Raw genomic sequence first — 25,824 nt, forward strand, 5'->3', positions numbered from 1 at the left:
GGGGGACCAGGTGTGAGTCGAGTCACTGATCACCGGGACTCGCTTTGCCCCCCGCGAGGAAATAGGCAACACTTGTGTTGTGAAAAACGCCGGGACCGCTGACGAGCTCGCGGAGGAGGCCACGACCCGCACCGGGTCGGGCACCGCGACGCCCGTTGACGGGCGCACCCGCGACGGCGTGGCCCGGCTGCTGCTGGAACGGGGGCCGTCCACCGCTGTGGAGGTCGCCGAGGAGCTGGGGCTGAGCGTCGCCGCGGTGCGCAGGCACCTGGACGCACTGCTGGCCGACGGCCAGGCGTGCACCAGGGAGGCGCCGCAGCGCGGTCGCCGGGGACGTGGTCGCCCGGCCAAGCTGTTCCTGCTCACCGAGTCGGGGCGGTCCCGCTTCGGGCACGCCTACGACGACCTGGCCGTCGCCGCGCTGCGCTTCCTGGCGGAGAGCGGCGGGGAGCAGGCCGTGCGGGCGTTCGCCGAGCGCAGGGTCGCCGCGATGGTGGACCGGCACCGGGCCACCGTGGTGGCCAACGGTGACGCCGCCGAACGGGCCAAGGCCCTGGCCGTGGCGCTGACCCGTGAGGGCTACGCTTCCACGGCCCGCCACGTCGGTGCGGGGGAGCAGTTGTGCCAGCACCACTGCCCGGTGGCCCACGTGGCCGCCGAGTTCCCCCAGCTGTGCGAGGCCGAGACGGCGGCGTTCGCCGAGATGCTCGGCACCCACGTGCAGCGGCTGGCGACGATCGCCCGCGGTGACGCGGCGTGCACCACGCACGTCCCGCTGACCCCGGCACCCAGCACGACCCCGAACACGACAAGTACACCCACCCCGGACGGAGGGGAGCTCGCATGACTGCCGCTGCCGAGCAGCGCACGCCCACCACGGCACAGCCCGCGCTCACCCAGGAGGAAACCCTGGCGACGCTCGGGAACTACGAGTACGGCTGGGCCGACTCGGACGTGGCAGGCGCGAGCGCCCGCCGGGGCCTGAACGAGGACGTCGTTCGGGACATCTCCGCCAAGAAGAACGAGCCCGAGTGGATGCTGGAGCACCGGCTCAAGGGCCTGAAGCTGTTCGAGCGCAAGCCCATGCCGAACTGGGGCTCGGACCTGTCGGGCATCGACTTCGACAACATCAAGTACTTCGTGCGGTCCACGGAGAAGCAGGCGGCCTCCTGGGAGGACCTGCCCGAGGACATCAAGAACACCTACGACAAGCTGGGCATCCCGGAGGCGGAGAAGCAGCGTCTGGTCGCCGGTGTCGCCGCCCAGTACGAGTCCGAGGTCGTGTACCACCAGATCCGCGAGGACCTGGAGGCCCAGGGCGTGATCTTCCTGGACACCGACACCGGTCTCAAGGAGCACCCCGAGCTGTTCCAGGAGTACTTCGGCTCGGTGATCCCCAGCGGGGACAACAAGTTCTCGGCGCTGAACTCCGCGGTGTGGTCGGGCGGCTCGTTCATCTACGTGCCCAAGGGCGTCAAGGTGGACATCCCGCTGCAGGCGTACTTCCGCATCAACACCGAGAACATGGGCCAGTTCGAGCGGACGCTGATCATCGTCGACGAGGACGCCTACGTCCACTACGTCGAGGGCTGTACCGCCCCGATCTACTCCTCGGACTCGCTGCACTCCGCGGTCGTGGAGATCATCGTCAAGAAGGGCGGCCGCTGCCGCTACACGACCATCCAGAACTGGTCGAACAACGTCTACAACCTGGTCACCAAGCGCGCCAAGGCCGAAGAGGGCGCGACCATGGAGTGGATCGACGGCAACATCGGCTCCAAGGTCACCATGAAGTACCCCTCGGTGTTCCTGATGGGCGAGCACGCCAAGGGCGAGGTGCTCTCGATCGCCTTCGCGGGTGAGGGCCAGCACCAGGACGCGGGCGCCAAGATGGTGCACCTGGCCCCGCACACCTCCTCGACGATCGTGTCCAAGTCGGTGGCGCGCGGCGGTGGCCGCACCTCCTACCGCGGCCTGGTCCGGGTCAACAAGGGCGCGCACCACTCGGCCTCCACGGTCAAGTGCGACGCGCTGCTGGTGGACCAGATCAGCCGCTCGGACACCTACCCGTACGTGGACGTGCGCGAGGACGACGTGTCCATGGGCCACGAGGCGACCGTGTCCAAGGTCAGCGCGGACCAGCTGTTCTATCTGATGTCGCGCGGACTGACCGAGGACGAGGCCATGGCGATGGTGGTGCGCGGCTTCGTGGAGCCGATCGCCCGCGAGCTGCCCATGGAGTACGCCCTGGAGCTCAACCGGCTTATCGAACTGCAGATGGAAGGGGCCGTTGGCTGAGATGGCAGCGCCAACGACGCAGCACGGGCTGTCGGAGCACTCGCACGGCGGCGGCAAGGTCGTCCCGCTGGGTTCGCGCGGCGACCGCTTCACCTCCTACGACGTGGACGCCTTCGAGGTGCCCGGCGGTCGCGAGGAGGACTGGCGGTTCACCCCGCTCAAGCGGCTGAACGGCCTGCACAACGGCACGGCGGTCGCCAGCGGCACCGCCACCGTGGAGGTGCGGGAGTCGCCGGAGGTCCGCGTGGAGCGGGTCGCCCGAGACGACCAGCGCATCGGCGAGGGCGGGGTGCCCGTGGACCGGGTGGCCGCACAGGCCTGGTCGGCGTTCACCACCGCCACCCTGGTCACCGTGCCGAAGGAGACCAAGGCCTCCCGGCCCACCCTGGTCACCGTGACCGGGCCCGGCCAGGGCGGGGTGGCCTTCGGGCACGTGCAGGTGCGCGCCGAGGCCTTCGCCGAGGCCGTGGTCGTGCTGGACTACCGGGGCTCGGGCACCTACGCGGACAACGTGGAGGTCGTGCTCGGCGACAGCGCGCGGCTGACCGTGGTCACCGTGCACGACTGGGCCGACGACGCCGTGCACGTGGGCGCGCACCACATCAAGGTCGGCCGGGACTCGGTGCTCAAGCACACCGTGGTGACCCTCGGCGGGGACCTGGTGCGGGTCAGCCCCACCGTGACCTACGCCGACAAGGGCGGGGACGCGGAGCTGACCGGGCTCTACTTCGCCGACGCCGACCAGCACCTTGAGCACCGCACCTTCGTGGACCACGCGGTGCCCAACTGCCGCAGCAACGTGGTCTACAAGGGCGCGTTGCAGGGCGAGGGCGCGCACACGGTGTGGATCGGCGACGTGCTGATCCGCGCGGCGGCCGAGGCCACCAACACCTACGAGCTCAACCGGAACCTGGTGCTCACCGACGGGGCGCGCGCCGACTCGGTGCCCAACCTGGAGATCGAGACCGGTGAGATCGAGGGCGCGGGCCACGCCAGCGCCACCGGCCGGTTCGACGACGAGCAGCTGTTCTACTTGCAGGCCAGGGGAATCCCGGTGGAGCAGGCGCGTCGCCTCGTGGTGCGCGGCTTCTTCCACGAGGTGCTGCAGAAGATCACGGTGCCCGAGGTGCGCGAGCGCCTGGAGGCCGCGATCGAGGCCGAGCTGCAGGCCGTCGGAGCGTGAGCGTGCACAGGGTGTGTCCGCTGGCGGACCTGGACGAGGGCAAGCCCTTCGCGGTCGAGCTGGCGGACACCCCCGTGGTGCTCGTCCGCCAGGGCGAGCAGGTGCACGCGCTGCGCGACGAGTGCACCCACGCCGAGGTCTCGCTCTCCGAGGGGGAGCTGACCCGCAACGGCCTGGAGTGCTGGCTGCACGGCTCGTGCTTCGACCTGCGCACCGGGGCGCCGTCCACACCACCGGCCACCGAGCCGGTGCCCGTCTACGCGGTCACCGTGATCGACGGTGACGTGCACGTCGACGTGGACACCCGGACCAACTGACTTGTTTCGCACCGCCACACAGGAGAACGAAGGACCCATGGCCACCCTGGAGATCAAGGACCTGCACGTCTCGGTCGTCACCGACGACGCCCCCAAGGAGATCCTCAAGGGCGTCGACCTGACGATCGAGGCCGGTCAGACGCACGCCATCATGGGCCCCAACGGCTCCGGCAAGTCCACGCTGTCCTACGCGATCGCCGGCCACCCCAAGTACGAGGTCACCTCCGGCTCGATCCTGCTCGACGGCGAGGACGTGCTGGAGATGTCGGTGGACGAGCGGGCCCGCGCCGGCCTGTTCCTGGCCATGCAGTACCCGGTCGAGGTGCCCGGCGTGTCCATGTCCAACTTCCTGCGCACCGCGGCCACCGCGGTCCGTGGCGAGGCTCCGCAGGTCCGCCACTGGGTCAAGGAGGTCAAGGGCGCGATGACCGAGCTGGAGATCGACCCGTCGTTCGCCGAGCGCAGCGTGAACGAGGGCTTCTCCGGCGGCGAGAAGAAGCGGCACGAGATCCTCCAGCTGGCCCTGCTCAAGCCGAAGATCGCCATCCTGGACGAGACCGACTCGGGCCTGGACGTGGACGCGCTGCGCGTGGTCTCCGACGGGGTCAACCGGTACCGGGCCAGCGGCGAGGTCGGCGTCATGCTGATCACCCACTACACCCGCATCCTCAAGCACATCACCCCGGACTTCGTGCACGTCTTCGCGGGCGGGCGCATCGTCGAGTCCGGTGGCGCGGAGCTCGCCGCGCGCCTGGAGGACGAGGGTTACGTGAAGTACACCGGCAAGCAGGAAGTCACCAGCGCCGGCTGACGTTGTACCCAGCAGCACATCCCGACTGGAGAGGAGGCGTCCGGCAGTGACCACCACCGCTGCACCCCTGGACGTCGCAGCACTGCGCGCGGATTTCCCCATCCTGAGCCGGACCGTGCGCGACGGCAAACGGCTGGTCTACCTGGACTCCGGCGCCACCTCCCAGCGGCCCAAACAGGTTCTGGACGCCGAGCGGTTCTTCGTCGAGAACTCCAACGCTGCCGTGCACCGCGGTGCGCACCAGCTCTCCGAGGAGGCCACCGACGCCTACGAGGAGGCCCGCGAGAAGATCGCGCGCTTCGTCGGGACGCGGGCCGAGGAGCTGGTGTTCACCAAGAACGCCACCGAGGGCATCAACCTGGTCGCCTACGCCATGGGCAACGCGGCCACCTCGGGGGACCAGGCCGCGCAGCGGTTCGTGCTCGGTCCCGGTGACGAACTGGTCGTCACCGAGATGGAGCACCACGCGAACCTGCTTCCCTGGCAACAGCTCGCGCAGCGCACCGGCGCGACCCTGCGCTGGTTCGGCGTCACCGACGACGGTCGGCTGGACCTGTCCAACCTGGACGAACTGGTCACCGAGCGGACGAGGGTCGTGGCCTTCACACACCTGTCCAACGTGCTCGGCACGATCAACCCGGTGGCCCGCATCGTGGCCCGCGCCAAGCAGGTCGGCGCGCTGACCGTGCTGGACGCCTGCCAGTCGGTGCCGCACATGCCGGTGGACCTGTCCGCGCTGGACGTGGACTTCGCGGCGTTCTCCGGGCACAAGATGCTCGGCCCCTCGGGCATCGGCGTGCTCTACGGGCGCACCGAACTGCTCTCGGTGATGCCGCCGTTCCTCACCGGCGGCTCGATGATCGAGACCGTGTTCATGGAGCACTCCACCTTCGCGCCGCCCCCGCAGCGGTTCGAGGCGGGCGTGCCGATGAGCTCGCAGGCGGTGGCCCTGGGCGCCGCGGTGGACTACCTGTCCGAGGTGGGCATGGACCGCGTCGCCGCGCACGAGCACGACCTGGCCGCCGCCACGCTGGCCGGGCTGGCCGAGGTCCCCGGCGTGCGCATCGTCGGCCCCACCGACCTGGTGGACCGCACCGGCCCGGTGGCCTTCGTGGTCGACGGGGTGCACCCGCACGACGTGGGCCAGGTGCTGGACAGCCTGGGCGTGGAGATCCGCGTGGGCCACCACTGCGCGTGGCCGCTGCACCGCAGGCTGGGGGTGCCCGCCAGCGTGCGGGCCAGCTTCTACCTGTACAACGACCTCGACGATGTCACCGCGCTGGTGGACGCCGTGCGCGAGGCACAGAAGTTCTTCGGGGTGGCCTGAGATGCAGCTTCAGCAGATGTACCAGGAGATCATCCTGGACCACTACAAGAACCCGCACCACCACGGCCTGCGCGAGCCGTTCGGGGCCGAGGTGCACCACGTGAACCCCACCTGCGGTGACGAGATCACCGTGCGGGTCCAGCTGGAGGGCTCCGGCGGCGAGGCCAAGGTGCTCGACGTGTCCTACGACGGGCAGGGCTGCTCGATCAGCCAGGCCTCCACTTCGGTGATGACCGACCTGGTGATCGGCCGCACCGTGGACGACGCGTTCGGCACCATGGAGTCCTTCCTGGAGCTGATGCAGGGCCGCGGCCAGGTGGAACCGGACGAGGACGTGCTGGAGGACGGGGTCGCCTTCGCCGGTGTGGCGAAGTACCCTGCGCGGGTGAAGTGCGCGCTGCTGGGCTGGATGGCGTTCAAGGACGCGGTGGCGAGGGTGGCCGGGACCTGATGATCCCGCAGGCGGACCACCTGTTGGGCCTGGCGGAGTTCCTGGAGCTCCCCGAGGACAACAGCCGCCACTACGAGCTCCAGGACGGGGTGCTGATCGCGCGCCCCCACCCGGAGCTCGCGCACCAGCGCGCCGTGTCCGGCCTGGCGCTGGCCCTCAACGAGCAGCTGCCCGGCGCGTGGAGCTGCCTGTTCTGCGTGGAGGTCGTGACCAAGGCCGAGTACCCCGCCTGCGTGCGGGTACCCGATGTCGTGGTGTACGCGGAGGACCTGGTCGGTGCGGACGCGCCCGCGCTGACCGCGCAGCAGGTGCTGGTGGCCGTGGAGGTGCTCTCCCCGGGTTCGGTGTCCACCGACACCGTGCTCAAGCCGGTGGAGTACGCCCGCGCCGGCATCCCGAACTACTGGGTGGTCGACCTCGCCGGAGCCGGGTCGCTGACCGCGTACCGCCTGCACGAGGGCGCGTACCGGGTGGCGGCCAGGGCCGAGGGGCTGTTCGAGACCGACTACCCGTTCCCGTTGACTGTTGACCTGACCGCGTTGCACGCCTGCCACGCGCGCATGGAGAGGAAGGTGGACCAGTGACCACCACAGGCGAGTCCGAGCTGGACCGGACTGCCGCGAGCCTGCCCGAGCAGGCTCCTCGTGCCGACGTACCGTCGGTGGAGGACCTGGAGGAGGCCATGCGCGACGTGGTCGACCCCGAGCTGGGCATCAACGTGGTGGACCTCGGTCTGGTCTACGACATCCGCGTGGACGAGGACGGGGTCTGCACCCTGGACATGACGCTGACCTCGGCGGCCTGCCCGCTGACCGACGTCATCGAGGACCAGACCAAGGCCGCGCTGACCGGCGGACCCGGCGGCGGGCTGGTCTCCGACTTCCGGATCAACTGGGTCTGGATGCCGCCGTGGGGCCCGGAGAAGATCACCGACGACGGCCGCGACCAGCTGCGGGCACTCGGCTTCACCGTCTGAGGCATGGCCCATCTGGGACTGGTGGCCCTCCTCGTGCGCGAGTACGAGGAGGCGATTGCCTTCTACGTCAACGCACTCGGCTTCGACCTGCTGGAGGACACCCGGGTCGACGAGGTGACCCGGTGGGTGGTCGTGCGCCCACCGGGCACGCGGGAGACCGCCTTGCTGCTGGCCAGGGCCTCGACCCCCGTGGAACAGGCCAGGGTCGGGGACCAGACCGGCGGGTGCGTGGGCTGGATCCTGAACACCGAGTCCTTCGACCGCGATCACGCGCGCATGAAGGCGGCGGGTGTCGAGTTCGAGGAGGAACCCCGCCACGAGCCCTACGGCACGGTCGCGGTCTTCCGCGACCTGTACGGCAACCGGTGGGACCTGATCCAGCCGACTGACTGCTGAGCAACTATTCGCAGAAGCGCCCGGGACATCCCGGGCGCTTCTGTCGTACCGGGTGAACGGACCGGCGCGGCTGCTGGGGAACGGCCGCGCCGGTCCTCGTGTCGCCGCGCAGTCTGGGGGTGTGCGCTGGCGGACACGATCCCTCCCCCGGGGCTCGTGGGTCACTCGAAGGCGAGTGCCTGCAACAGCAGCGGATCGCCCGTGTCGAGTCCGGCCGCCGCCGCGTCGGTGAACCTGCGCATGGACTCGGCGAAGGTCCTCTCCCAGTCGAGTCCACTGGTCCAATATGGACTGGCGTGCAGGTTTTCTTGCGGTACGGCGCATTCGTGCAGCAGGTACTTGCGGATCTGTTGCGCGACGGCGTGTTCGGCACCGATCCACACCTGCGTGCCGGGGTCTGGCGGTCGCACCGCGTCGAGCAGTGCACCGCTGGCCCAGCGGGTGCGCTCCGGGAGCAGGCCGCGGTCGCCGGGGTCGGCCCGGGCCACGGCTTCGGCGCGCACACAGGACCGCAGGATCGTTGCCGCGGCGGGAATCCCGGCCGTGTCGGCGATCACCAGGTGGTGGGCGTCCGGCACCCGGTGGAAGTCCACCCGCATCCCGGTCAGGGACAGTTCCTCGCCGGGGCGTGCGGTGCGCAGCCAGCGCGCGCCGAAGCCCTGTGGCCGTACGAAGAGGTCGAACTCCAGCGTGGCGCTGTCCGGGTCGAAGCTCTGCACGGTGTAGCAGCGGACCGCGGGCAGCGCGAGCTTGAACGCGTCCCCGGGCAACGGGTCGCGGTAGCCGCGCAGGCCCTCGCCCCGCAGGGTGACCCGGTGGTAGTTCGCACTGATCTGCCTGCTGCCCACGAAGGTCACCGGACAGGTCAGCACCTGGTGCCCGCGTCTCGCCATGACCCTGCGGATGCCCGCGCTGATGCTGTGCACGCCTCAGCTCACCGCCTTGGCCAGCAAGGGCTTGAGCTGCTCCAGCAGGTAGCCGGTGGTCGCCGGGGTCGGGGTCAGCAGGGTCGTGGCCAGGTCCTGGTTGATCAGGTTCAGCCGACCCCTCGCCGCGAGCGAGGACTTCGCCACCAGCGGGATGCGGGTGAACTCCTCGCGGGCCCCGCTGCCGTACGTGCTGATCAGCGCGAGGTCGGCGCTGTCGAGCACACCGAGGTTCTCCGCGCTGGGCGTGACCATGCCCAAGGAGGCGGCGTAGCCCTCGGCCTGCCCGGCCAGCGCGGACAGCTGCTCCGGCACGCGCAGCCCGAGTTGCCCGAGCAGCCGCACCGACAGCGCGTGATCGCTGGCGGCCAGGTAGGTCTTGCCCCCGGTGTACTGCCCGAACGCCACCTTCCTGCCCGCCAGTCCCGGCAGTTCCCGCTTCACCGCCTCGATCGCGGCGTGCGAGCTCGCCACCAGCTCACGGGCCCGCGCCTCCTCGCCCGCGGCCTGCCCGATCATCGTCACCAGCTCGTCCCCGTCGTCCTGCAACAGCCCGTGCCGGTAGGTGATCACCGGCGCCATCGCGGCGAGCTTGTCGTACACCGCGCCGTACGCCGGTTGGGCCGAGGTGGCCAGGATCAGGTCGGGCGCCGCCGCGGCGACGGCCTCCAACCTGGGGTTGAGCGCGTCGAGGGTCAGCACCGCGGCGGGCAGCGGCTTGGCCAGGCCCGGCCAGTTGCCGTCGGCGCTGGACGGGCTGCGCACCGCCGCGACCACCGGCAGGTCCAGGGCCGAGGCGATCTGCGCGTCCGCCGAGCCGAGCACCACCACGCGCCGGGGCCGGTGCCCGACCGTGGCCGAGCCCTTGGCGTGGCTGATCGTCACCGGGAAGCCCGGCTCGGCAGGCGCCGACCCCGTCGCGGGGGAGGGGGCGCAGGCCGCGAGCAGGCCGATGCCCGCGACCACGGCCGTCAACCACGCGCTGCGCCGCACCGGATCCCCCTCGCACTCGATTAACGAGAGCGTCTCATAAACTCGTGTCGGTGACCAGGGGCCGGTGGCGGCGTACCTAGGATCCGGGCATGGGCAAGCGTGCTGTCGGCCGTCCGGCCAGCCTGGAGCTGGGGCGGATCCTGGACGTGGTGGAGGAGGTCGGCCTGGACTCGTTCACCGTCACCGAGGTGGCGCGGCGGCTGGAGGTGCGCGACAGCACGATCTACAACTACGTGCGCAGCCGGGAGGCCCTGCGTGTGCTGGCCGGGGCGCGCGTGTTGTCCTCGCTGGAGGTGACCGCGCCCGAAGTGGCGGACTGGACCGAGTACCTGATCACGGTCAACCTGCGGCTGCGGCGCATCGCCCAGCGCCACCGGGGGGCCGCCGCCTACTACCTGTCCGGGCCCTACGACGAGCAGACCCTGGAGATGTTCGACGGCCAGATCGCGCAGACCCGGCAGCGGCTGCCCGGCATCGACGAGGACTACGCCTTCGTGCTGGCCTCGCACGCCTCCACCACGAACCTGCTCTACCTGTCCTCACCGGAGATCGGCGAGGACACCGTGCGCGCCGTGCTCGGGGCCACCCTGCCCGCGCTGCACGGGGCGCTGCGCGGGCAGGCGTTGCCCGGAGTGAGCTGGCGGCAGCGCCGCGATGCGGGCCGCGCGCGCTGAGCCCTAGATCAGGTCGAAGGGCGCGGAGTAGCGGAACGGTCCGCGCAGTCCGGGCCGGTACGTGGTCAGCCGCCTGACCTGGAAGTGTGGCTCCCACTCGGCCTGCTGCGGGGTGATGCCCAACGGCACCGCGAGCTCGAAGCCGAACCGGCTGTAGTAGCCCGGGTCCCCGAGCAGCACCACCAGCGGCTCGCCCAGTGCGTCGGCCGCGCCGAGCACCGCGTGCACCAGCGCCCTGCCCACCCCGGACCGCTGGTGCCCGCGCGCCACCCCGAGCGGTCCCAGCCCCAGCGCGGGGGCTTCGCCCACGTGCCCACGGGTGCAGATGACGTGTCCGACAACGTGATCATCGACAACGGCCACAATGGACAGTTCGGGGATGAAGCCCTCGTCGGCGCGCAGCGCTTCGGTGAGATCGGCCTCCAGCGGCTGGCCGAAGGCCTCGCTGTGCACCGCGTGCACGGCCGCGTGGTCGGTGGGCAGTTCGCGACGAGTGATCATGGACCTATCTTGCGCCCCTCGGCCGACCAGCGCTGCCGCAGGTCCTCCGGGATGCACAGCGAGGTGGGCTGGCCCGAGGACAGGGTGCGTGCGCTGCCCGTCAGCAGCAGTTGCCCCGCCTTGTCCAGCACCGCGCGGGCCACGCGGCTGTTGTCCTCGGAGCGTTCCAGCAGCCGCATCAGGCGGGTCCCGGCACCGACCAGCCTCGTCCAGCCCCGCGAGTGCGGCACGCCCAGCCAGTCGGCGACCTCGGGATTGACCACCTGACGGACCATCGCGGGCACCACCCCGTCGAACGCCTTGCCCGGCACCAGTTTCTCGTACAGGTCGAGCAGGGAGCGGGTCAGCACAACGCCCTCGGGGGAGGGGCCGTAGCTCGCCTCCACCAGCGTGGCGCTCAGCGCGGCCGCCTCGGCGTAGGTCTTCGGCACGGCCTCGGTGCGGATGCCGAGCAGGGCCGAGGTGACCTGCCAGACGTAGTAGTAGTCCTCGGCTTCCTCCTCGGTGACCGAGACGCCGATGCGGCGCATGCCCTGCACCACCTGCACGGAGAAGATCAGCATCGCGCCGAGCAGGTCCAGTTGGCAGATGGGGACGCCCTCGGCGGCGGTGTCCCACTCCCCGGACTCGGTGATCAGGTGCCGCACCGCCGCGTGGATCAGCCGGGTCTTCTGGATGGTCGGCACGAACGCGCCGCCGGAGCCGAAGGGGTTGCGCCCCATCATGTTCAGCACGAACTGGGAGGTCTCCGACAGGCGCCGGTGGGGCTGGTTGAGCCGGTGCGTCAGCGTGAGCACCCGCGAGGGGCGGGGCTGCGCGTAGCAGTTGACCATGGCGCCGAAGGACAGCACGGAGGCCACGTGCACCCCGTCGTCCACGAAGAACTCGTAGGCCCGTGCCACTCGGTCCAGGTCGGCCCACTCCGGCGGGTCGTCGGTGGTGACCAGGTAGTCCCGCACCGAGGCGGGCAGGTCCTGTGGCACCGGCTGGTCGTTGTGCCGGAACTGGGCGAGGACCCGGTTGACCGCCGCGATCTGCCCGGTGGACACCAGGTCGGCGATCACGGCATCGGCCAGCGGGTCGCCCTCGAAGCGTAAGCCGTCCAGTGAGGTGGCGTCGTGGTTCACGGGCTGATCGTCCCGTGCCGTCGCCTGCGGGCACCACCGCGCGCCCGGGTGAACTCTCGACCTTCGCGCCCTGGTCGCCCACGCGTTCGATGCTCGGAGGTGCGCACTCAGCGGCAATAGCGGATGGTCGTTGTTGAGCGAATGACCGCTCGCGGCGACAAGATGTCAAACATCACCGATTGGCGAATAGCTGGACGATGGGTCCGCTGGCACACTGAAATCGCTTCACTTCCCTTAGATAAGGGAGATCGCTGGTGACGCACCCCCTCGCGCTGGACCCGAACGGCCACGACATCCACGCCGAGAACGAGCGGCTGCGCGAACACGGTCCGCTTGCCCGGGTCGAACTGCCAGGCGGTGTGGTGGCCTGGTCGGTGACGAACTACGAGCTGCTGCGCAGCCTGCTCAGCGACCCCCGCGTGTCCAAGGACGCCCGGCAACACTGGCCGGCGTTGGCCGAGGTCAGCAAGGACTGGCCGTTGCTCGTGTGGGTCTCGGTGCGGAACATGTTCACCGCCTACGGCGCCGACCACAAACGGCTGCGTTCGCTGGTGACACAGGCATTCACCGCGCGTCGGATCGCCACGCTGCAACCCCGGATCACCGAGATCGTCACCGACCTGCTGGCGGCGCTCGCGGCCATGCCCACGGACAAACCCGTTGACCTGCGCGAGAATTTCGCCTATCCGATGCCCATCGAGGTGATCTGTCAACTGTTCGGGGTGCCCGACTCCGCCCGCCCCGGGTTACGCCACGCCGTCGATACCTTCTTCCAGACCTCGGCAGGCCAGCAGACAGTGCTGGCCGCGTATCAGGACATCCACACGATCCTCACCGACCTCGTCGCCGCCAAACGCGTGACCCCCGGCGAGGACCTCACCACCGCGCTCATTGCCGCTCACAGCGAGGACGACGGCGCCCGGCTGGACGAGACCGAACTGCTGGACACCCTGATCCTGTTCATCTCTGCCGGCCACGAAACCACCGTGAACCTGCTCGACCAGGCAATCACCGCGCTGCTGACCCATCCCGACCAACTCGTCCTGCTGCGCGCCGGGCAGATCGGCTGGCCGGACGCGGTCGAGGAGACGCTGCGCTGGCAGGCGCCCGTCGCGCACCTGCCATTGCGGTACGCGGTCGAGGACATCCACGTCGCCGAGGTCGTCATCCGACAGGGCGAGGCGATTCTGGCCGGCTACGCGGCCGCCGGCCGTGACCCGGCACTGCACGGGCAGGACGCCGACCAGTTCGACCTCACCCGCACCGACAAGTCGCACGTCGCGTTCGGTTACGGCGTGCACCACTGCCTCGGCGCGCCACTGGCCCGGCTGGAGGCGGCGATCGCACTACCGGCGTTGTTCGAGCGGTTCCCGAACATGACACTCGCGATTGCCCCGGACGAGCTACGACACCTGGACTCGTTCATCTCCAACGGACATCGTGCACTGCCTGTGCTGCTGAACGGCCACCAGTCGTCCACCGCACCGTAAGCAAGCGACGTTGGCACAACACGGTTTGCCGTGTCAGTGGGGGATGACCGGCACGTACAGGTGTGAGGCGTGGTCGCCGCCGAGGTGGATGGTGGCACCGTGTCCGCTCTTGCGGTCGTCCGGGTCGTTGTGGGCGAGCAGTCCCATGTTGTCGTCCTCGGCTTGGACGCGCAGTTGGAGGCGTTGCCCGGGTTCGAGTGTGATGGAGGTGGGCCAGATCTCCACTTCGAGCAGGGTTGGCACGCCGGGTTCGAGGGGCTGGATCTCGTCGTGGCTGTGCCACGGGCGGTGCGGAAGGGTGCGTTCGGGGTCGAGTTTGCGGTGGGAGGCGCGCAGCCAGCCGATGCCCATCGGCACCGGTGTGGCCGTCCCGCCGGGACCGATCGCGGGGATGCGCTGGCCGTCGACCTCGTACTGTTCGAGTTGGACGAAGACGTCCAGGTCGTCGGCGATGTGCGAGACCCACAGCCGCAGGGCGAGCGGGCCGGTGAGTTCCAGCCGTTCGGTGGCGGTGAAGTCGAAGGTGGCCGGGTACGGCGTCCGGTCCTCGGCTGGCTGGTGCCAGCTGAGTTCCTTCTGCCCCAGGTAGAGCTGGCGCCATTGGGTGCGGGGAAGCGGCCAGTCCTGTTCGTCGCGCCATTCGACGTCGTGGCCGCGGCGGATCGCGAGCCGGACGGGTGGGACGCCGTCCATCGCGGTCTGGTCGCCGCCGAGGAAGCGTTGCAGGAACCGCAACTGGAGGTCCTTGGCCCAGTCCGCGTAGTAGGGGTCGATGTGGGAGCCGACGTGGACCACGAGCCATTTGTGCTCGGAGGCGGCGTCGAGCCACCCTTCGATGTTGCCGCGCAGGTGCAGGTGGATCGAGCCCCAGTTCCCCGCCGACAGCACGGGCACCCGCACCTGGGTGAGGTCGACGGTTCGCTCGCGGTACCAGTCGTCGAGCAGCTCGCGTGATCTGAGGTCCTCGGGCATGCTGGCGTGGTCCTCGCCGCCCAACTGCGGGATGATCTGCCGTTGCCACCAACTCTCGGTGGCGTTGGTGTAGATGCCGCCCTGGCGGCCCCATTCCCGGTAGAAGTCGGTGCAGCCCTCCCAGGCGACGATCGCGGCCAGGTGCGGCGGCTGGAGCGCGGCGACGTGCCAGCCCATCATCGCGTACCAGGAGATGCCGCTGCTGGCGACCTTGCCGGTCGACCACGGCTGCACGCCGCACCATTCGATGACCTCGTAGAAGTCCTCGGCGTCCTTGCGGCTGAGGACGTCGAGGCGGCCGGCGGACTTGCCGGTGCCGCGCGCGTCGGCACGGACGACGGCGTACCCGCGTTCGGTCCACCACTGCGGGTTCGGCGTCTCCCACACCATGTGCTCGCCCTGGTCGACCAGCTCGTACATGGGGTAGCGCTCCGGCCAGTGCACGTCCTTGCCATAGGGGCTCATCGAAGCGATCACGGGCACCGGTTGCTCGCCGTCGGGCCGGAACACGTCGATGACGATCGGTGTGCCGTCCCTGGTCGGGACGGTCACGTCGCGGTCGATTCGCATGGGTATCCCCCTCCTGTCGTGCGCCTGCGCCGGGCGACGGTGCCGCGCCAGATGTGAACGCAAATTATCATTCGCATCTGGGTGGCGGCCACCCGTCCCTCGGCGGGCAGTAACGTCACACCGGTGAGCCAGCAGCACGCCGACCCCGCCTTCCGCCCTCCGCAGCAAGCCCGCAGCCGGATGTCCCTGCGGAAGGTGCTGGCCGCCGCCGAGCACGTGCTGGCCACCAGCGGCATCGAGGAGTTCACGGTCGCGGCGGTCGCCGAACACGCTGGCGTGTCCGTTGGCGCGATCTACCGGCGGTTCACCGGCAAGGAGCAACTGCTCCACGCGGTCAAGGACCAGCTGCTCGGCCAGCTGGAAACCGGTGTCGCGGAGGCACTCCGTTGCGCGGAGTCCGGACTGGACGGCGTGGTCGCCGCGTTCACCCACGCGATGGCACGCACGTTCTCCCACCACGACCGGATCTTCCCCGACCTGCTCAGCGGCCAACGCGCGGAAAGGGTCGAGCGCGGCCTGCTGGCGCTCGCGGTCATCCAGGACGCCCTCGCCGAGGCCGCCGAGCCGTACCGGGACGACATCCGCAGGGCGAACCCCGGGTTGGCCCTGCGGGTGGCCGCCCGCACCATCACCAGCTCATGCGTGCACCGGGCCGCCACCTGCCAGTCCTGGCCGGACGGATTGACCTGGACCAGCTGGGCCGACGAGACCACCGAGATGGCCCTGGCCTACCTGACCTCCCCGCAACGCACGACGCACCAGTGATCGTGTCCACATCGCCCATGAGGCGGCGGCTGGTGGTACTGGTGGCGTGTCGCGTGCCCATGCGCCGGATCGCGGGGCCAGGATCCGTGGCTTGTGCCTCGGCCACACCTGTCGAAGTCGTTGCGGTGCTTACTGGACGCGTTCCAGCCGTGCTTCACCTTCGCCACGTTCGCCACGTTCGTCGTCGCGGCCCTCGTGGTCGAGTTGCCGTTCCTGCAGCGTCCGATCGCGCTGTCGGTGCTGTTCCGGTTGTGGCAGCCGGGCGGCCCGAGCAAGCCCGCGCTGGCCTTCCAGTTGGTCACCTTGATCGCCCGCGCCCGCCCCGACCGGCGTGTCCATGTGGTCGCCGACGGCGCCTACCTGTGCCGCACGCTGCGGCACCTGCCGGATAGCGTCACCCTCACCGGCCCGCCGCCGCGCCACGCCGGCCTCTACGAGGCCCACCCCGACACCGCCCAGGCACGGCCGTTGCGGCGGCGGGGCCGCCCCCGCGTCCGCGGCGAGCGGATCGGCACCCCGGCCGAGCTAGCCGCGGCAACTCCCGGCGTGCCAACCACGGTGACCCGCTACGGTCGGACCAGCACGGTCACCGTGCACGAACGTCGGTGCCTGTGGTACGGCGTGTTCCGCAGCCAACCGATCCGCGTGCTCGCCGTACGCGAACCCCGCAAACCCGGCTTCGCGTTGGTCACCACCGACCTCACCACACCCGCAGCGCGGATCATCGAGTGCTACGCCGCCCGCTGGGCCATCGAAGTCGCCCTCGCCGACGCCAAACACATCACCGGAGCAGGAGAGGCCCGCAACCGCACCCGACGAGCGGTCGAGCGCACCGCACCGTTTGTGATGCTCGCCCAAACCCTCGTCGTGGTCTGGTACCACCTGGCCGGGCATTCACCCAAGGTCGTCACCGAGCACGGACCTCGCGCCCGCTGGTACACCACCAAACCCCCCTAGCTACCAGGACATGCTCACCAAGCTCCGCCGCGTACTCATCGCCGCCCAATTCCGTGCCGACCTGACCGACGACCCCACCCCCGAACAAATCCAGGCGATCCGTCTGGCCTGGGCCGACGCCGCAGCCTGACCGCGAAACTCACGGTGAACTAGCATCCGGGGCATGTCGAACACAGTTTCGAGGAGCTGGCCGGAGCAGGTCGCACGGGACGAACTGCGGTTGCAGTGGGAGTTCCTGGACTTCCTGCGCGCCACCGCGGTGAACAAGCTGGCCGGGCTCAGCCGGGAGCAGGCCGCTGCCACCCCGCTGCCCAGTTCCCCGCTGTTCAGCGCGCTGGGCGTGATCAAGCACCTGACCTCGGTGGAGCGCTGGTGGATCTCGTTGGTCGGCGGCGGGGTCCAGCTGCCCAACGCCTGGGACAGCCCGGACCGCGACATCGACTTCCGACTGTCCGAACAGGACACGCCGGACTCCGTTGTCGCGGCGTACCAGCGGGAGTGGGTCCTGTCCCGCGATGCCCTGTCCGGCATGGCCCCAGAGGACCTGGCCCGGCGCGAGGTGCACGGGCAGCACCGGACGGTGCGCTGGGTCCTGGCCCACGTGTGCCAGGAGACCGCCCGCCACGTCGGCCACCTCGACGTCCTGCGCGAGTTGGCCGACGGACAGGTGGGGGAGTGAGCCCCGGTTGCGCTGACGCCTAGACCAGGTCCGCGGCGCCGGCGGTCTGCGCGGTCAGCAGGTCGACCACGTCGGTGAGCTTGCCTGTGCGGGCGTATGCCTTGCGCTGCCGGTGTGCCCCGCAGCCCTTGGCCACCAGCTCCGCGGCCGAGTCCAGGACGAGGTCGAGGTCCCCGGCCTCCTCCAGCGCCGGCCGCACTCGTCCGATCAACTGCTTGAGCAGCACCGGTGCGGGCAGGGTGTGCCCGGTGACGGGGTTGACGCAGTAGCCGTCCAGCCCGTCGCGGGCCGCCCGCCAGGTCGCCGCCCGCAGCACGTGCTGCGGCATCGGCAGGGGAGGCCGGTCATCGGCCAGCGCCGTGGCCACCATCGCCCGTGCCAGCGCCGCGATCAGCACCGCCTCCTCGGAGGTGGCCGCCACGTCGCACACCCGCAGCTCGATCGTCGGGTGCCGGTGCGACAGCCGCACGTCCCAGTAGGCCATGCCCCGGTCCATCGCCGCGCCCGCCTGTAGCAGTGCGCGCACGGCGTGCTCGTACTGGTCGGGCGACTCGAAGACCGGTGGCGGTCCCGCGCTGGGCCAGCGCGCCCACACCAGGTAGCGCCAGCTCGCGTAGCCGGTGTCCCGGCCCTCCCAGAACGGCGAGTTCGCGCTGAGCGCCAACAGGATCGGCAGCCAGGGACGCAGGTGGTTGCTGGCCTTGATGCCCGCCTCCTGGTCCGGGATGCCCACGTGCACGTGGCAACCGCAGATCGACAGCCCGTCGGTGACCGCGCCGTACTCCGCGGCCATCTGGTGGTAGCGGGGGTTGTCGGTCAGCGGTGGTGGCACCGCCCTGCCCAGCACCGGGGCTCCGACCGCGGCCAGTCGCAGCCCGTGCTGGCGCACGGCACTGGCCAGTTTCGCCCGGCTGGTGGACAGCTGCCGGGACACCTCCTCCATGGTGTGGCACACCGTTGTTGTCGTTTCCACCTGAAATTGGGTGATCTCCGGGTGCAATCCCGGCAGTTTGCCCGCGTTCGCGCTCAGCACCAGTGGTGCCCGTGCCGCGACCCGCCGGGTCCGGTAGTCGACGAGCAGGAACTCCTCCTCGACGCCCACTGTCAGTGCTTGGGCCACCCCCGTTCTGCTGGGCACCGCGCGCGGTGCGGGGACCACCGTCGGTCCCACTGGCGAAGCTAATTTCTCTCCGATCTTGCTGGTCTGCACTGGAACTCCCGCCCGTCCGCCTGACCGGACACCAGGAATGTGGCAGAGTGCGCTCTGTCACCGCGGCAATGCTAGGAGTGATCACCTTCTACGCGCGTCCGGCGTTGGTGTGGTCTGCTGCGCACTATCGGGGGCACCTGCTCCGCCCTCTCCCCGAACGGACGCACCGCACGCACTCGCGGTGTCTGCGGGGAAGCCGGACGGCGGCTGGTGACCAGTCCGCCGTGGTCCGAGTGCGCCGAGCGGGGTAACCCAGGGTCAGGACGGGGCTCCGCGCATTCACCGTTGACGCAGTGCGAACAATAGCCCTTCCTTTGCCCCTTGACGTTCGGTTGCGGCTTGGCATTTACTTCGTGAGGATCAACTGAATATGCGTCATAACACTTAAGAACAGTCCTTCGACGAGGTCCCTGCCCCTTCGCCCGGCAAGGAAGGACAGCTCCACAATGCCCGCACGTCGTTCGCCTCACTGGTTGTCGCACGTCGGTTCTGTCCCTTTTTTCGGACTTGGCCGTGTTGTCCGCTGCCAGCCTGACCTGGCCGTGACCACGGTGAACATCGTGCGTCGCCACGGGGAAACGCCGACTCGCGGGATGTCCGATTCCCAGCGGGTGACCTGCTCGAACTCTGCTGAACCGTTTCCGGTCCACCTGCGGCCAATTTCGCCACCTGGTGTGATCGGTGCAGTTCAAGAGGGATTTGTGCTCGTCGTGGAACGGGTCGGTGACCTGTCTGAAATGGTCTGTGCTTGAACCGCTTCGGGAGTTGACCGGACTCCGCTGCCGTGTTTCCCCTACGGCGGCCGGTCCGGGCGTGGCGTTCGGGGGTACCCGGCCGCCCGCGCCAGCCGTCGACTCCCGCGAGTCCCGAGTTTCCTCAGCCCTGCCCAGGAGGATCCTGTGAGAAGAGAAGTCCGTGCGATCGCGTTGGCGATCGCGCCCCTGCCGATCGTCGCCGCGGTGGCACTGGGCGGCGTCGCCCAGGCCGCGCAGGCCCAGGTCGCCGTGCCGGGCAACGTCAACCCGGCCGTGGCCACCAGCCACCGCGCCGGTGACCTGCCCGCCGACCGGCAGCTGTCGGTCGCGGTCGGCCTGAAGCTGCACAACACCGCCGAGCTGGACGGGTTCCTGGCCCAGGTCAGCAACCCGAGATCCGCCATGTACGGGCACTACCTGACCCCGCAGCAGTTCGCCGACCGCTTCGGCCCCACCAAGGCCGAGCTGGACCGCGTCAGCTCCTTCCTGACGGGCAAGGGCCTGCACGTCACCGGCACCAACAACCAGGTCGTCAACGCCACCGGCAGCGCCGAGCAGGTCAGCGCCGCGTTCGGCACCAGGCTCGGCGTCTACCAGGACCCGGCGGCCAACCGCCAGTTCTTCGCCAACGACTCGGCACCGCTGCTGCCCAGCGGCGTGGCCGAGCTGGTGCAGGGTGTGTCCGGTTTGGACAACCACGCGGTGCGCAAGCACAGCGAGGTCGCCGCGCCCAGCGCCAACCCGAACGCCTCGGGCCTGGCGCCCGACGCCCTGCGCTCGATCTACAACACCAACCCGATCGGCGGGGACGGCAGCGGGCAGACCGTCGTGCTCTACGAGTTCGACGGCTACAAGCAGTCCGACATCGCCTACTACGACAAGAACTACAACCTGGGCTCCTCGGCCCCGGTCACGGTTCCGGTCAACGGCCAGAACTACGACTCGAACCCGGGCGCCGGCCAGGACGAGGTGACCCTGGACATCGAGCTGGTGCAGGCGATGGCGCCCAAGGCGTCCACGCTGGTGTACGAGGCCGAGAACAGCGATCCCGGCGAGCTGAACATGGTCAACCAGATCGTGAAGGACAACAAGGCGTCCATCACGTCGATCTCCTGGGGCCTGTGCGAGAAGGACATGGCCACCTCGCAGATGACCAACGTGAACAACGCCTACAAGCAGGGTGAGGCGCAGGGCCAGAGCTTCTTCGCCGCCACCGGCGACGACGGCTCGCGCGGCTGCACCCGCAGCAACTCCGGGTCCAGCGTGGTCTCGGCCGGCTGGCCGGGGACCTCTCCCTCGGTGACCGGTGTCGGCGGCACCACGCTCACCGTGGGCAGCAACAACACCTACGGCTCCGAGCGGGGCTGGAGCGGTTCCGGCGGCGGTACCTCCACCGTGTTCGACGCGCCGAGCTGGCAGACCGGGGTCAACGGCAAGCGCACCGAGCCCGACGTGGCACTGGACGCGGACCCGCAGACCGGCTACGCGATCTACACCCAGGGCAGCTGGAAGCAGTACGGCGGCACGAGTTGCGCCGCGCCGATGTGGGCCGGCTGGGCCGCGCTGTACAACCAGAAGGCCGGTAAGAAGCTCGGCAACGGCAACCAGGCCTTCTACCAGATCGGTGCCGGTGCCGACTACGGCAAGGCGTTCCACGACATCACCTCCGGCAGCAACACCGACTTCAGCGCGAAGGCCGGCTACGACCAGGTCACCGGCTGGGGCTCGTACAACGGCAGCGGGCTGTTCACCGTGCTCAACGGCACGCCCACCGGCAACACCGTGAGCGTCACCAACCCCGGTGACCAGACCACCAAGGTCGGCGGCTCGGTGAACCTCCAGATCAAGGCCACCGACTCCTCGTCCAGCGCCAAGCTGACCTACAGCGCCAGCGGCCTGCCCGCCGGGCTGTCCATCGACTCGGCCAGCGGCCTGATCACCGGCACCGCCAGCACCGCGGGCACCTCGAACGTCACGGTGACCGTCACCGACGACACCAAGGCGTCCGGCAACACCAGTTTCAAGTGGACGGTCGGCGACACCCCGCCGCCCACCGGTACCGTCACGGTGACCAGTCCTGGTGACCAGTGGGGTTTCAAGGGGTACAAGCTGTTCCAGAACATCCAGGTGAAGGCCACTGCCAGTGACGGTGGTGCGCTGACCTTCTCCGCGACGGGTCTGCCCGCCGGTGTGACGATCAGCTCCTCGGGTCTGATCTCCGGTACGCCGACGACTGCGGGCACCACGACGGTCACCGTGACCGCCAAGGAGGCCAACGGCACCAGCGGTTCGGCCAGCTTCAAGTTCCAGATCTACGGCTTCTGATCCACGTCATGAAGGTGCCCTTCGAGACGTTGAACGTCCCAAAGGGCACCTTCACGACGGGAGGATCTCCGCTCGCTGGACCACTGCGATCTGACTAGTCGTCCAGGCGGTCTGCTGGCGCGGACGTGGTGTGATCCGCCCTCTTCCGGACGAGAAGCGGTCCTGCGCTACGACCTGTCACGAAGATGGCGACAACAGATGCTGTACCCGCGCCGAGAACAAGGCTCGCATGCAGCGCATCACCCGACTCTATGAGCCTTACAGAAACGGTGGAATAGACTACCAATGCCGTGAATCCGAGAGTGGCCATCAGTACTCTGAAGCCAAACCATGCCCATTCGAGCCGCCAGGTGTGTCGACTTTGCTTCTCGTCCATTTCGCGTTGAAACTTGAGCTGTTCTGCAGCCATTTCAAGTACTTTATCTGCGATATCTGGTGAGTAGTTGTGGAGCTGGCGCACATGGTCGAGAACGGTGGTTCCAAGCCACTCATCGCCCGGAATTGAGTTGATAGTGGCTCGATCCCTCACCTGTTACCACCTTTGTGGTGAGCTATTTTAGACTGCTCTTCGGTTGCTCGATTGATTACGCGGATTATGTGGCTATAGGCTTGGTTGACGGCGGCATTCGCCGCATCCTCCAGTTTTTCTTGCGTGGCGGCCAAGGGGCGTTTCGGTGGAGTTAGCCCGAGCTCCAGCAGGATTCTTTTAAGTATTCTCTTTAAAGAGATTCTTGCGACAGGAACCGCAACTACGACGGCGTAGCTGTCGTGGACCGCCCCTGGCGCTAAGGGGGAGAAGATTAGCTCTACAGCAACTTCACCCCGACCTTTGGTGAGCATCTTCGACTTTGCTACGCACTTGGGAAGCTTTCCTGTGAACAAGTCTCTCGGGTAGCCAAGCTCATGATCTTCGCTGCCCAGTAACAGTAGAGAGCTCAATTTGGTGTGCGTGAGTTCTTCTGCAGTGACTCCGGCCAGGTCGGTCCATGCGTGGTTGGCTTCAAGAAAATGCCCATCCTTGCCAAATGTGGCTGCGGCCTTGGGGTTCAGGTAGTTGACGGCATGCAGCCTGGTGAATTGATCATGTGAAACTCTTAGATGGGCGCTATGTAGCATCGACTGCTGGTCGAGAATTTCATCGCCTATCCTGTTTATGTAGCCTTGCGAAACCGCTGCGAGTACCGCTGTCGCGCGTTCGTGAAGAGCTTTTTGCTTGTGTCGTGGAGTACTATGCTGTATTTCTATCGCGATTGCCTTCAGGATTATCTGTAGTGAGTCCCTGCTTCCGATGCGCTGCTCGATCAACCATTCGCCGATCTCTACTGCGGAAGCTGTTTCAAAGGGCTCGCGTGAAGCTATCGAAGTCACTTTCTCGAAAAGCTCAAGAACGCCTTCTTTGAGTAGTTCTTGGGAGAGTGGGGTGAAGTATTTATGTGTGAGCTGCCATGTCAGATTTCGTGCGCGTTTTGCGCGTTGATTAGCTTCCTTTGTGAATTGGTGGGCGTAGGGTGTGCGCTCGGGGTCAATGCCCATCTGGTATAGGTTCTCCATTTTTCGAGATGCTCTCCGGCATGTGTGGATTTTTTGGCCGAGAGCCTTGGGGTGATTCTTGACCTAAGTTAAGCCTTGTTGCAATCACCCAGTGGTGTGGTGTCGCTAATTGAATAGTCAATGGTTTGGGGTTGTCTGTGTGGTTTCGGCTTAAGCCCAGTCTGTCCAGTGCGTAGGGCGTGCACCGCACGCGTCGGCCTGGTGGCAAGGCCATGAAGGTGCCCTTCGAGACGTTGAACGTCCCAAAGGGCACCTTCATGGCGAGGGCTTACGCGGTGTGCACCGCCAGGTCAGGACTGGTAGACCTGCCAGTCGGAGAGTTGGCCCGCGGGCCAGCCGGTGTTGCCGGTGAAGGTCAGCCGCAGGTAGCGCTGGCTCGTCGCGGGCACCGGGATGGTCACCGAGTTGCCGGTGGCCGGGTCGAACCGGTACCCGGCCGAGCCGAGCACGGTGCTGAACGAGGAGCCGTCGGTGGAGCCGGACACCGACAGGGTCTGCGTGCGCGCGCCCCAGGCCGAGGAGGGCGGCAGCCTCAGCACCATGCGGCCCACGGTCCGCGTCGAGCCGAGGTCGACCTGGATCCACTGCGGGAAGGCGTTGTTGGCGCTCTCCCAGTAGCTGGCGGCGTCTGAGTCGACGGCGTTACCCGGGCCGTAGACCTGGGTGGAACCACTGGCCGAGACGGGCTTGCCCGCGGCCAGGTTCGCGTTGGGCTCAGTCGTGGTGGTGGTCGGGGGAGTCGTGGTCGTGCCGCCATCGCCGGGGTAGGTGTAGTTCGGCGCGGGCCACGGTCCGCAGTAGGGAGTGCTGGTGTACCAACCGGAGTTGCCCGCACCCTGGTTGATCGTGAACGCGCTGCCCAGGCAGCTGTAGATCGGGTTGGACGCCCCGACGTGCGCCGCGGTGACCCCGGCGAACGTGGCCGAGCCGCCGGTCTGCAACTGCAGTGCGAACGTGCCGGTGCCGTCGATGCGCACGTTGGTGAAGTTGAGGTTGCTGACCGTGGAGCCCTCCACGGTCTGGATCGCCTCGTAGGAGCTGTCGATCAGGTCCGTGTCCGAGACGTTCACGGTCCCGTTGAGCGCGCCGTTCTGCGCGTCGAACCACAGCGCGCCGACCCCGAACTGCCAGTTGGGGTCCAGCACCCCGGTCCGGACCAGGGTGTTGCGCGCCAGGGTGGTCGTGCCCGCCAGCAGCACGGCGTTGAAGCGGTTGGCCACGTGCAGCCCGCCGCCCTGGGTCTGCGTGTCGCTGAGCAGGTTGTCGGTGACGCTGTTGTCCCGGCCGCCGTAGAGGGCGATGTTGTTGGCGAGGATGGGTAGTTCCACGGTGTTGAAGGAGAAGGTGTTGTCGTGGTCGGCGTTCTGCTCCGACCACATGGCCAGCCCGTCGTCGCCGAGGTTGCGCAGGAAGTTGTTGGTCACCGTGACGTGGCTGATCCCGTTGTGCAGGTTGAGCCCGTCCGCGGTCATGTCCAGGATCCGGTTGTCCCTGACGGTCAGCCCGTCGAACGGGCCGTCCAGCCACAGCCCGCACTTGGTGTGCTGCATCCAGATGTCGGCCACCACCGAGCCGCCGCCCAGCGCGCCGCCGATCGCGTTGACCTGGTCCCCGTCGTTGCGCTCCACCGTCTCGCCCATGATCGCGAAGTCGCTGAGCTTGACGTTGCCGCTGGGGTTGGGCGCGTAGTTGCCGTACACGCCGACCCCGAGCCCGTGCAGCACCGAGTACCACTGGCCCGCGCCCTGCACCGTCACGTTGTTGACGATGATGTGCTGGTTGACCGTGTAGGTGCCCGGCGGGATGTAGAGCACCTTGCCCTGTGCGGAGGCCGCGTTGACGGCGTTGGTGATGGCCTGCCCCGAGTCGGCGGCCCCACTGGGGTCCGCGCCGTAGGAGGTCACCGACAGCGAGCCCGCGGGCTGGCCGATCGGCGCGGCCACCGACTCGAAGTCGGCGGTGTCCACGGTGACCGGCACCGAGGAGGCGTCCAGTTGCAGCCGCACCCTGGTGCCCTGGGCGAGCGTGCTGCCGAACATCGCGCGTACGTCGTCGTACAGGTGGTGCTGTTTGCCCTGCCCCGGGTCGTTGGTGAACGGATAGCTGCCGTAGTACCAGCTGTACTTGTTGGTCAGCGTCAGGTCCTGGTTCTTGGCCCCGTTGACGTAGACCGCGAGCGGGCTGGTGTAGTTCGCCCCGCCCGCCGCGTCGGGAACCGAGTAGTGCACGGTCACCGCGTTCGCGGGAGCGGTCAGCGTGAACTCGACGTATTTGCCGTTTCCGGACAGGGTGACCGCTTTGCGCCCGGAGGCCTCACTGGCCAGCGTTCCCGCGGTGCGGTCCATGCCGATCACGGAACCGTTGGTGGCCGCCGATTCGGCCTCGTACTCGGTGAAGGGAACAGTGGCGCCGCGCCCGCCGGCGATCGCGGCCGATGCTGTGGGAATTGTCTGCGGAATCGCGGTGAACGCGAGTCCGGCCAATGCCGCCGCGCCGATGCCGAGTGCGGCCGCGCGCAGGGGAGTGGGATGTGCGGACATCATTGTCTCCAGTTCGGCTGCAGGGTGCCG

At 68.5% G+C, this 25,824-nt stretch carries 25 protein-coding genes; 16 read left to right on the top strand and 9 right to left on the bottom strand.

Annotated features, from left to right (window positions below):
- Window positions 1–79 precede the first annotated feature (79 nt).
- The 10 genes from KALB_RS18415 to KALB_RS18460 are packed head-to-tail and all read left to right on the top strand — an operon-like array spanning window position 80 to window position 7,759.
- Window positions 80–847, top strand: a complete 768-nt coding sequence (locus KALB_RS18415; protein ID WP_025357188.1) for a helix-turn-helix transcriptional regulator — start codon at window positions 80–82, stop codon at window positions 845–847.
- The gene (gene sufB, locus KALB_RS18420; RefSeq protein ID WP_025357189.1) at window positions 844–2,298 is read left to right on the top strand and encodes a Fe-S cluster assembly protein SufB; all 1,455 of its coding nucleotides are present in this window, start codon (window positions 844–846) and stop codon (window positions 2,296–2,298) included. Before KALB_RS18415 ends, sufB begins: the two co-directional genes overlap by 4 nt.
- Window position 2,299: 1 nt before the next feature.
- Window positions 2,300–3,481: a Fe-S cluster assembly protein SufD gene (gene sufD / locus KALB_RS18425; RefSeq protein ID WP_025357190.1), complete on the top strand. Its 1,182-nt coding sequence runs from the start codon at window positions 2,300–2,302 to the stop codon at window positions 3,479–3,481.
- Window positions 3,478–3,798: a Rieske (2Fe-2S) protein gene (locus KALB_RS18430; protein WP_025357191.1), complete on the top strand. Its 321-nt coding sequence runs from the start codon at window positions 3,478–3,480 to the stop codon at window positions 3,796–3,798. The genes sufD and KALB_RS18430 overlap by 4 nt, the downstream gene beginning before the upstream one ends.
- Before the next feature lie 37 nt (window positions 3,799–3,835).
- Window positions 3,836–4,609 (top strand): Fe-S cluster assembly ATPase SufC, encoded by a 774-nt coding sequence (gene sufC, locus KALB_RS18435; RefSeq protein WP_025357192.1) that lies wholly within the window; start codon window positions 3,836–3,838, stop codon window positions 4,607–4,609.
- A gap of 46 nt (window positions 4,610–4,655) precedes the next feature.
- The gene (locus tag KALB_RS18440; protein WP_025357193.1) at window positions 4,656–5,936 is read left to right on the top strand and encodes a cysteine desulfurase; all 1,281 of its coding nucleotides are present in this window, start codon (window positions 4,656–4,658) and stop codon (window positions 5,934–5,936) included.
- A gap of 1 nt (window position 5,937) precedes the next feature.
- Window positions 5,938–6,387, top strand: coding sequence for a Fe-S cluster assembly sulfur transfer protein SufU (gene sufU, locus KALB_RS18445; RefSeq protein ID WP_025357194.1), 450 nt, complete (start codon window positions 5,938–5,940; stop codon window positions 6,385–6,387).
- Window positions 6,387–6,971: a Uma2 family endonuclease gene (locus tag KALB_RS18450; protein WP_030111426.1), complete on the top strand. Its 585-nt coding sequence runs from the start codon at window positions 6,387–6,389 to the stop codon at window positions 6,969–6,971. The genes sufU and KALB_RS18450 overlap by 1 nt, the downstream gene beginning before the upstream one ends.
- Window positions 6,968–7,363, top strand: a complete 396-nt coding sequence (locus KALB_RS18455; protein ID WP_025357196.1) for a metal-sulfur cluster assembly factor — start codon at window positions 6,968–6,970, stop codon at window positions 7,361–7,363. The genes KALB_RS18450 and KALB_RS18455 overlap by 4 nt, the downstream gene beginning before the upstream one ends.
- A 3-nt stretch (window positions 7,364–7,366) precedes the next feature.
- A complete protein-coding gene (locus tag KALB_RS18460; protein WP_025357197.1) occupies window positions 7,367–7,759 on the top strand; it encodes a VOC family protein in 393 nt (130 codons plus the stop codon).
- Between the two features lie 161 nt (window positions 7,760–7,920).
- Here KALB_RS18460 and KALB_RS18465 read toward each other — a convergent pair whose 3' ends face one another.
- Together KALB_RS18465 and KALB_RS18470 are read right to left on the bottom strand one after the other, a co-directional pair.
- Window positions 7,921–8,685 carry a siderophore-interacting protein gene (locus KALB_RS18465; protein ID WP_025357198.1) on the bottom strand — a complete coding sequence of 255 codons (765 nt, stop codon included), beginning with the start codon at window positions 8,683–8,685 and terminating at the stop codon, window positions 7,921–7,923.
- A 3-nt stretch (window positions 8,686–8,688) separates the two neighbouring features.
- Complete coding sequence (locus KALB_RS18470) at window positions 8,689–9,678, bottom strand: ABC transporter substrate-binding protein (RefSeq protein ID WP_025357199.1); 990 nt, start codon at window positions 9,676–9,678, stop codon at window positions 8,689–8,691.
- Between the two features lie 89 nt (window positions 9,679–9,767).
- Here KALB_RS18470 and KALB_RS18475 point away from each other — a divergent pair, with 89 nt between their 5' ends.
- Entirely contained in the window at window positions 9,768–10,352 is a 585-nt protein-coding gene (locus KALB_RS18475; RefSeq protein ID WP_025357200.1) for a TetR family transcriptional regulator, read from the top strand.
- Between the two features lie 3 nt (window positions 10,353–10,355).
- Here the strand turns inward: KALB_RS18475 and KALB_RS18480 are convergent, their stop codons facing one another.
- Together KALB_RS18480 and KALB_RS18485 are read right to left on the bottom strand one after the other, a co-directional pair.
- On the bottom strand, window positions 10,356–10,853 hold the full coding sequence (locus KALB_RS18480; RefSeq protein ID WP_025357201.1) for a GNAT family N-acetyltransferase: 498 nt from the start codon (window positions 10,851–10,853) through the stop codon (window positions 10,356–10,358).
- On the bottom strand, window positions 10,850–11,980 hold the full coding sequence (locus tag KALB_RS18485) for an oxygenase MpaB family protein (RefSeq protein WP_025357202.1): 1,131 nt from the start codon (window positions 11,978–11,980) through the stop codon (window positions 10,850–10,852). Before KALB_RS18485 ends, KALB_RS18480 begins: the two co-directional genes overlap by 4 nt.
- A gap of 254 nt (window positions 11,981–12,234) precedes the next feature.
- Between KALB_RS18485 and KALB_RS18490 the strand changes: the two genes are divergently transcribed.
- Window positions 12,235–13,470, top strand: a complete 1,236-nt coding sequence (locus tag KALB_RS18490) for a cytochrome P450 family protein (RefSeq protein WP_025357203.1) — start codon at window positions 12,235–12,237, stop codon at window positions 13,468–13,470.
- Window positions 13,471–13,503: 33 nt separating this feature from the next.
- Here KALB_RS18490 and KALB_RS18495 read toward each other — a convergent pair whose 3' ends face one another.
- Window positions 13,504–15,012, bottom strand: a complete 1,509-nt coding sequence (locus KALB_RS18495; protein ID WP_025357204.1) for a CocE/NonD family hydrolase — start codon at window positions 15,010–15,012, stop codon at window positions 13,504–13,506.
- A 123-nt stretch (window positions 15,013–15,135) separates the two neighbouring features.
- On the opposite strand from KALB_RS18495, the gene KALB_RS18500 reads away from it, so the two are divergent.
- From KALB_RS18500 to KALB_RS18510, 3 genes are all read left to right on the top strand, one after another.
- Window positions 15,136–15,777 (top strand): TetR/AcrR family transcriptional regulator, encoded by a 642-nt coding sequence (locus KALB_RS18500; RefSeq protein ID WP_025357205.1) that lies wholly within the window; start codon window positions 15,136–15,138, stop codon window positions 15,775–15,777.
- Window positions 15,778–15,870: 93 nt separating this feature from the next.
- A complete protein-coding gene (locus tag KALB_RS18505; RefSeq protein ID WP_025357206.1) occupies window positions 15,871–16,734 on the top strand; it encodes a transposase in 864 nt (287 codons plus the stop codon).
- 163 nt (window positions 16,735–16,897) lie between these two features.
- Window positions 16,898–17,413, top strand: a complete 516-nt coding sequence (locus KALB_RS18510) for a DinB family protein (RefSeq protein ID WP_025357207.1) — start codon at window positions 16,898–16,900, stop codon at window positions 17,411–17,413.
- Between the two features lie 19 nt (window positions 17,414–17,432).
- Here KALB_RS18510 and KALB_RS18515 read toward each other — a convergent pair whose 3' ends face one another.
- On the bottom strand, window positions 17,433–18,533 hold the full coding sequence (locus KALB_RS18515) for a carboxylate-amine ligase (RefSeq protein ID WP_025357208.1): 1,101 nt from the start codon (window positions 18,531–18,533) through the stop codon (window positions 17,433–17,435).
- A gap of 989 nt (window positions 18,534–19,522) precedes the next feature.
- On the opposite strand from KALB_RS18515, the gene KALB_RS18520 reads away from it, so the two are divergent.
- Window positions 19,523–21,703: a protease pro-enzyme activation domain-containing protein gene (locus KALB_RS18520; protein WP_025357209.1), complete on the top strand. Its 2,181-nt coding sequence runs from the start codon at window positions 19,523–19,525 to the stop codon at window positions 21,701–21,703.
- Window positions 21,704–21,797: 94 nt separating this feature from the next.
- Here KALB_RS18520 and KALB_RS46565 read toward each other — a convergent pair whose 3' ends face one another.
- The 3 genes from KALB_RS46565 to KALB_RS18525 all read right to left on the bottom strand — a co-directional run bounded on the left by KALB_RS46565 (window position 21,798) and on the right by KALB_RS18525 (window position 25,794).
- Window positions 21,798–22,232 (bottom strand): hypothetical protein, encoded by a 435-nt coding sequence (locus tag KALB_RS46565; RefSeq protein ID WP_148309520.1) that lies wholly within the window; start codon window positions 22,230–22,232, stop codon window positions 21,798–21,800.
- Complete coding sequence (locus tag KALB_RS46570) at window positions 22,229–23,254, bottom strand: hypothetical protein (RefSeq protein ID WP_148309521.1); 1,026 nt, start codon at window positions 23,252–23,254, stop codon at window positions 22,229–22,231. Before KALB_RS46570 ends, KALB_RS46565 begins: the two co-directional genes overlap by 4 nt.
- A gap of 290 nt (window positions 23,255–23,544) precedes the next feature.
- Entirely contained in the window at window positions 23,545–25,794 is a 2,250-nt protein-coding gene (locus tag KALB_RS18525) for a discoidin domain-containing protein (protein ID WP_025357210.1), read from the bottom strand.
- Window positions 25,795–25,824: the final 30 nt, after the last annotated feature.

Source organism: Kutzneria viridogrisea DSM 43870 (assembly GCF_000525635.1).
Taxonomy (GTDB): domain Bacteria; phylum Actinomycetota; class Actinomycetes; order Mycobacteriales; family Pseudonocardiaceae; genus Kutzneria; species Kutzneria viridogrisea.

Excerpts from the sequence above, each read along its gene's own strand:
- sufB (WP_025357189.1), top strand. The coding sequence starts at position 844 with ATGACTGCCGCTGCCGAGCAGCGCACGCCCACCACGGCACAGCCCGCG.
- sufD (WP_025357190.1), top strand. The coding sequence starts at position 2,300 with ATGGCAGCGCCAACGACGCAGCACGGGCTGTCGGAGCACTCGCACGGC.
- sufC (WP_025357192.1), top strand. The coding sequence starts at position 3,836 with ATGGCCACCCTGGAGATCAAGGACCTGCACGTCTCGGTCGTCACCGAC.
- sufU (WP_025357194.1), top strand. The coding sequence starts at position 5,938 with ATGCAGCTTCAGCAGATGTACCAGGAGATCATCCTGGACCACTACAAG.
- KALB_RS18450 (WP_030111426.1), top strand. The coding sequence starts at position 6,387 with ATGATCCCGCAGGCGGACCACCTGTTGGGCCTGGCGGAGTTCCTGGAG.
- KALB_RS18460 (WP_025357197.1), top strand. The coding sequence starts at position 7,367 with ATGGCCCATCTGGGACTGGTGGCCCTCCTCGTGCGCGAGTACGAGGAG.
- KALB_RS18475 (WP_025357200.1), top strand. The coding sequence starts at position 9,768 with ATGGGCAAGCGTGCTGTCGGCCGTCCGGCCAGCCTGGAGCTGGGGCGG.
- KALB_RS18480 (WP_025357201.1), bottom strand. The coding sequence starts at position 10,853 with ATGATCACTCGTCGCGAACTGCCCACCGACCACGCGGCCGTGCACGCG.
- KALB_RS18495 (WP_025357204.1), bottom strand. The coding sequence starts at position 15,012 with ATGCGAATCGACCGCGACGTGACCGTCCCGACCAGGGACGGCACACCG.
- KALB_RS18510 (WP_025357207.1), top strand. The coding sequence starts at position 16,898 with ATGTCGAACACAGTTTCGAGGAGCTGGCCGGAGCAGGTCGCACGGGAC.
- KALB_RS46570 (WP_148309521.1), bottom strand. The coding sequence starts at position 23,254 with ATGGAGAACCTATACCAGATGGGCATTGACCCCGAGCGCACACCCTAC.
- KALB_RS18525 (WP_025357210.1), bottom strand. The coding sequence starts at position 25,794 with ATGTCCGCACATCCCACTCCCCTGCGCGCGGCCGCACTCGGCATCGGC.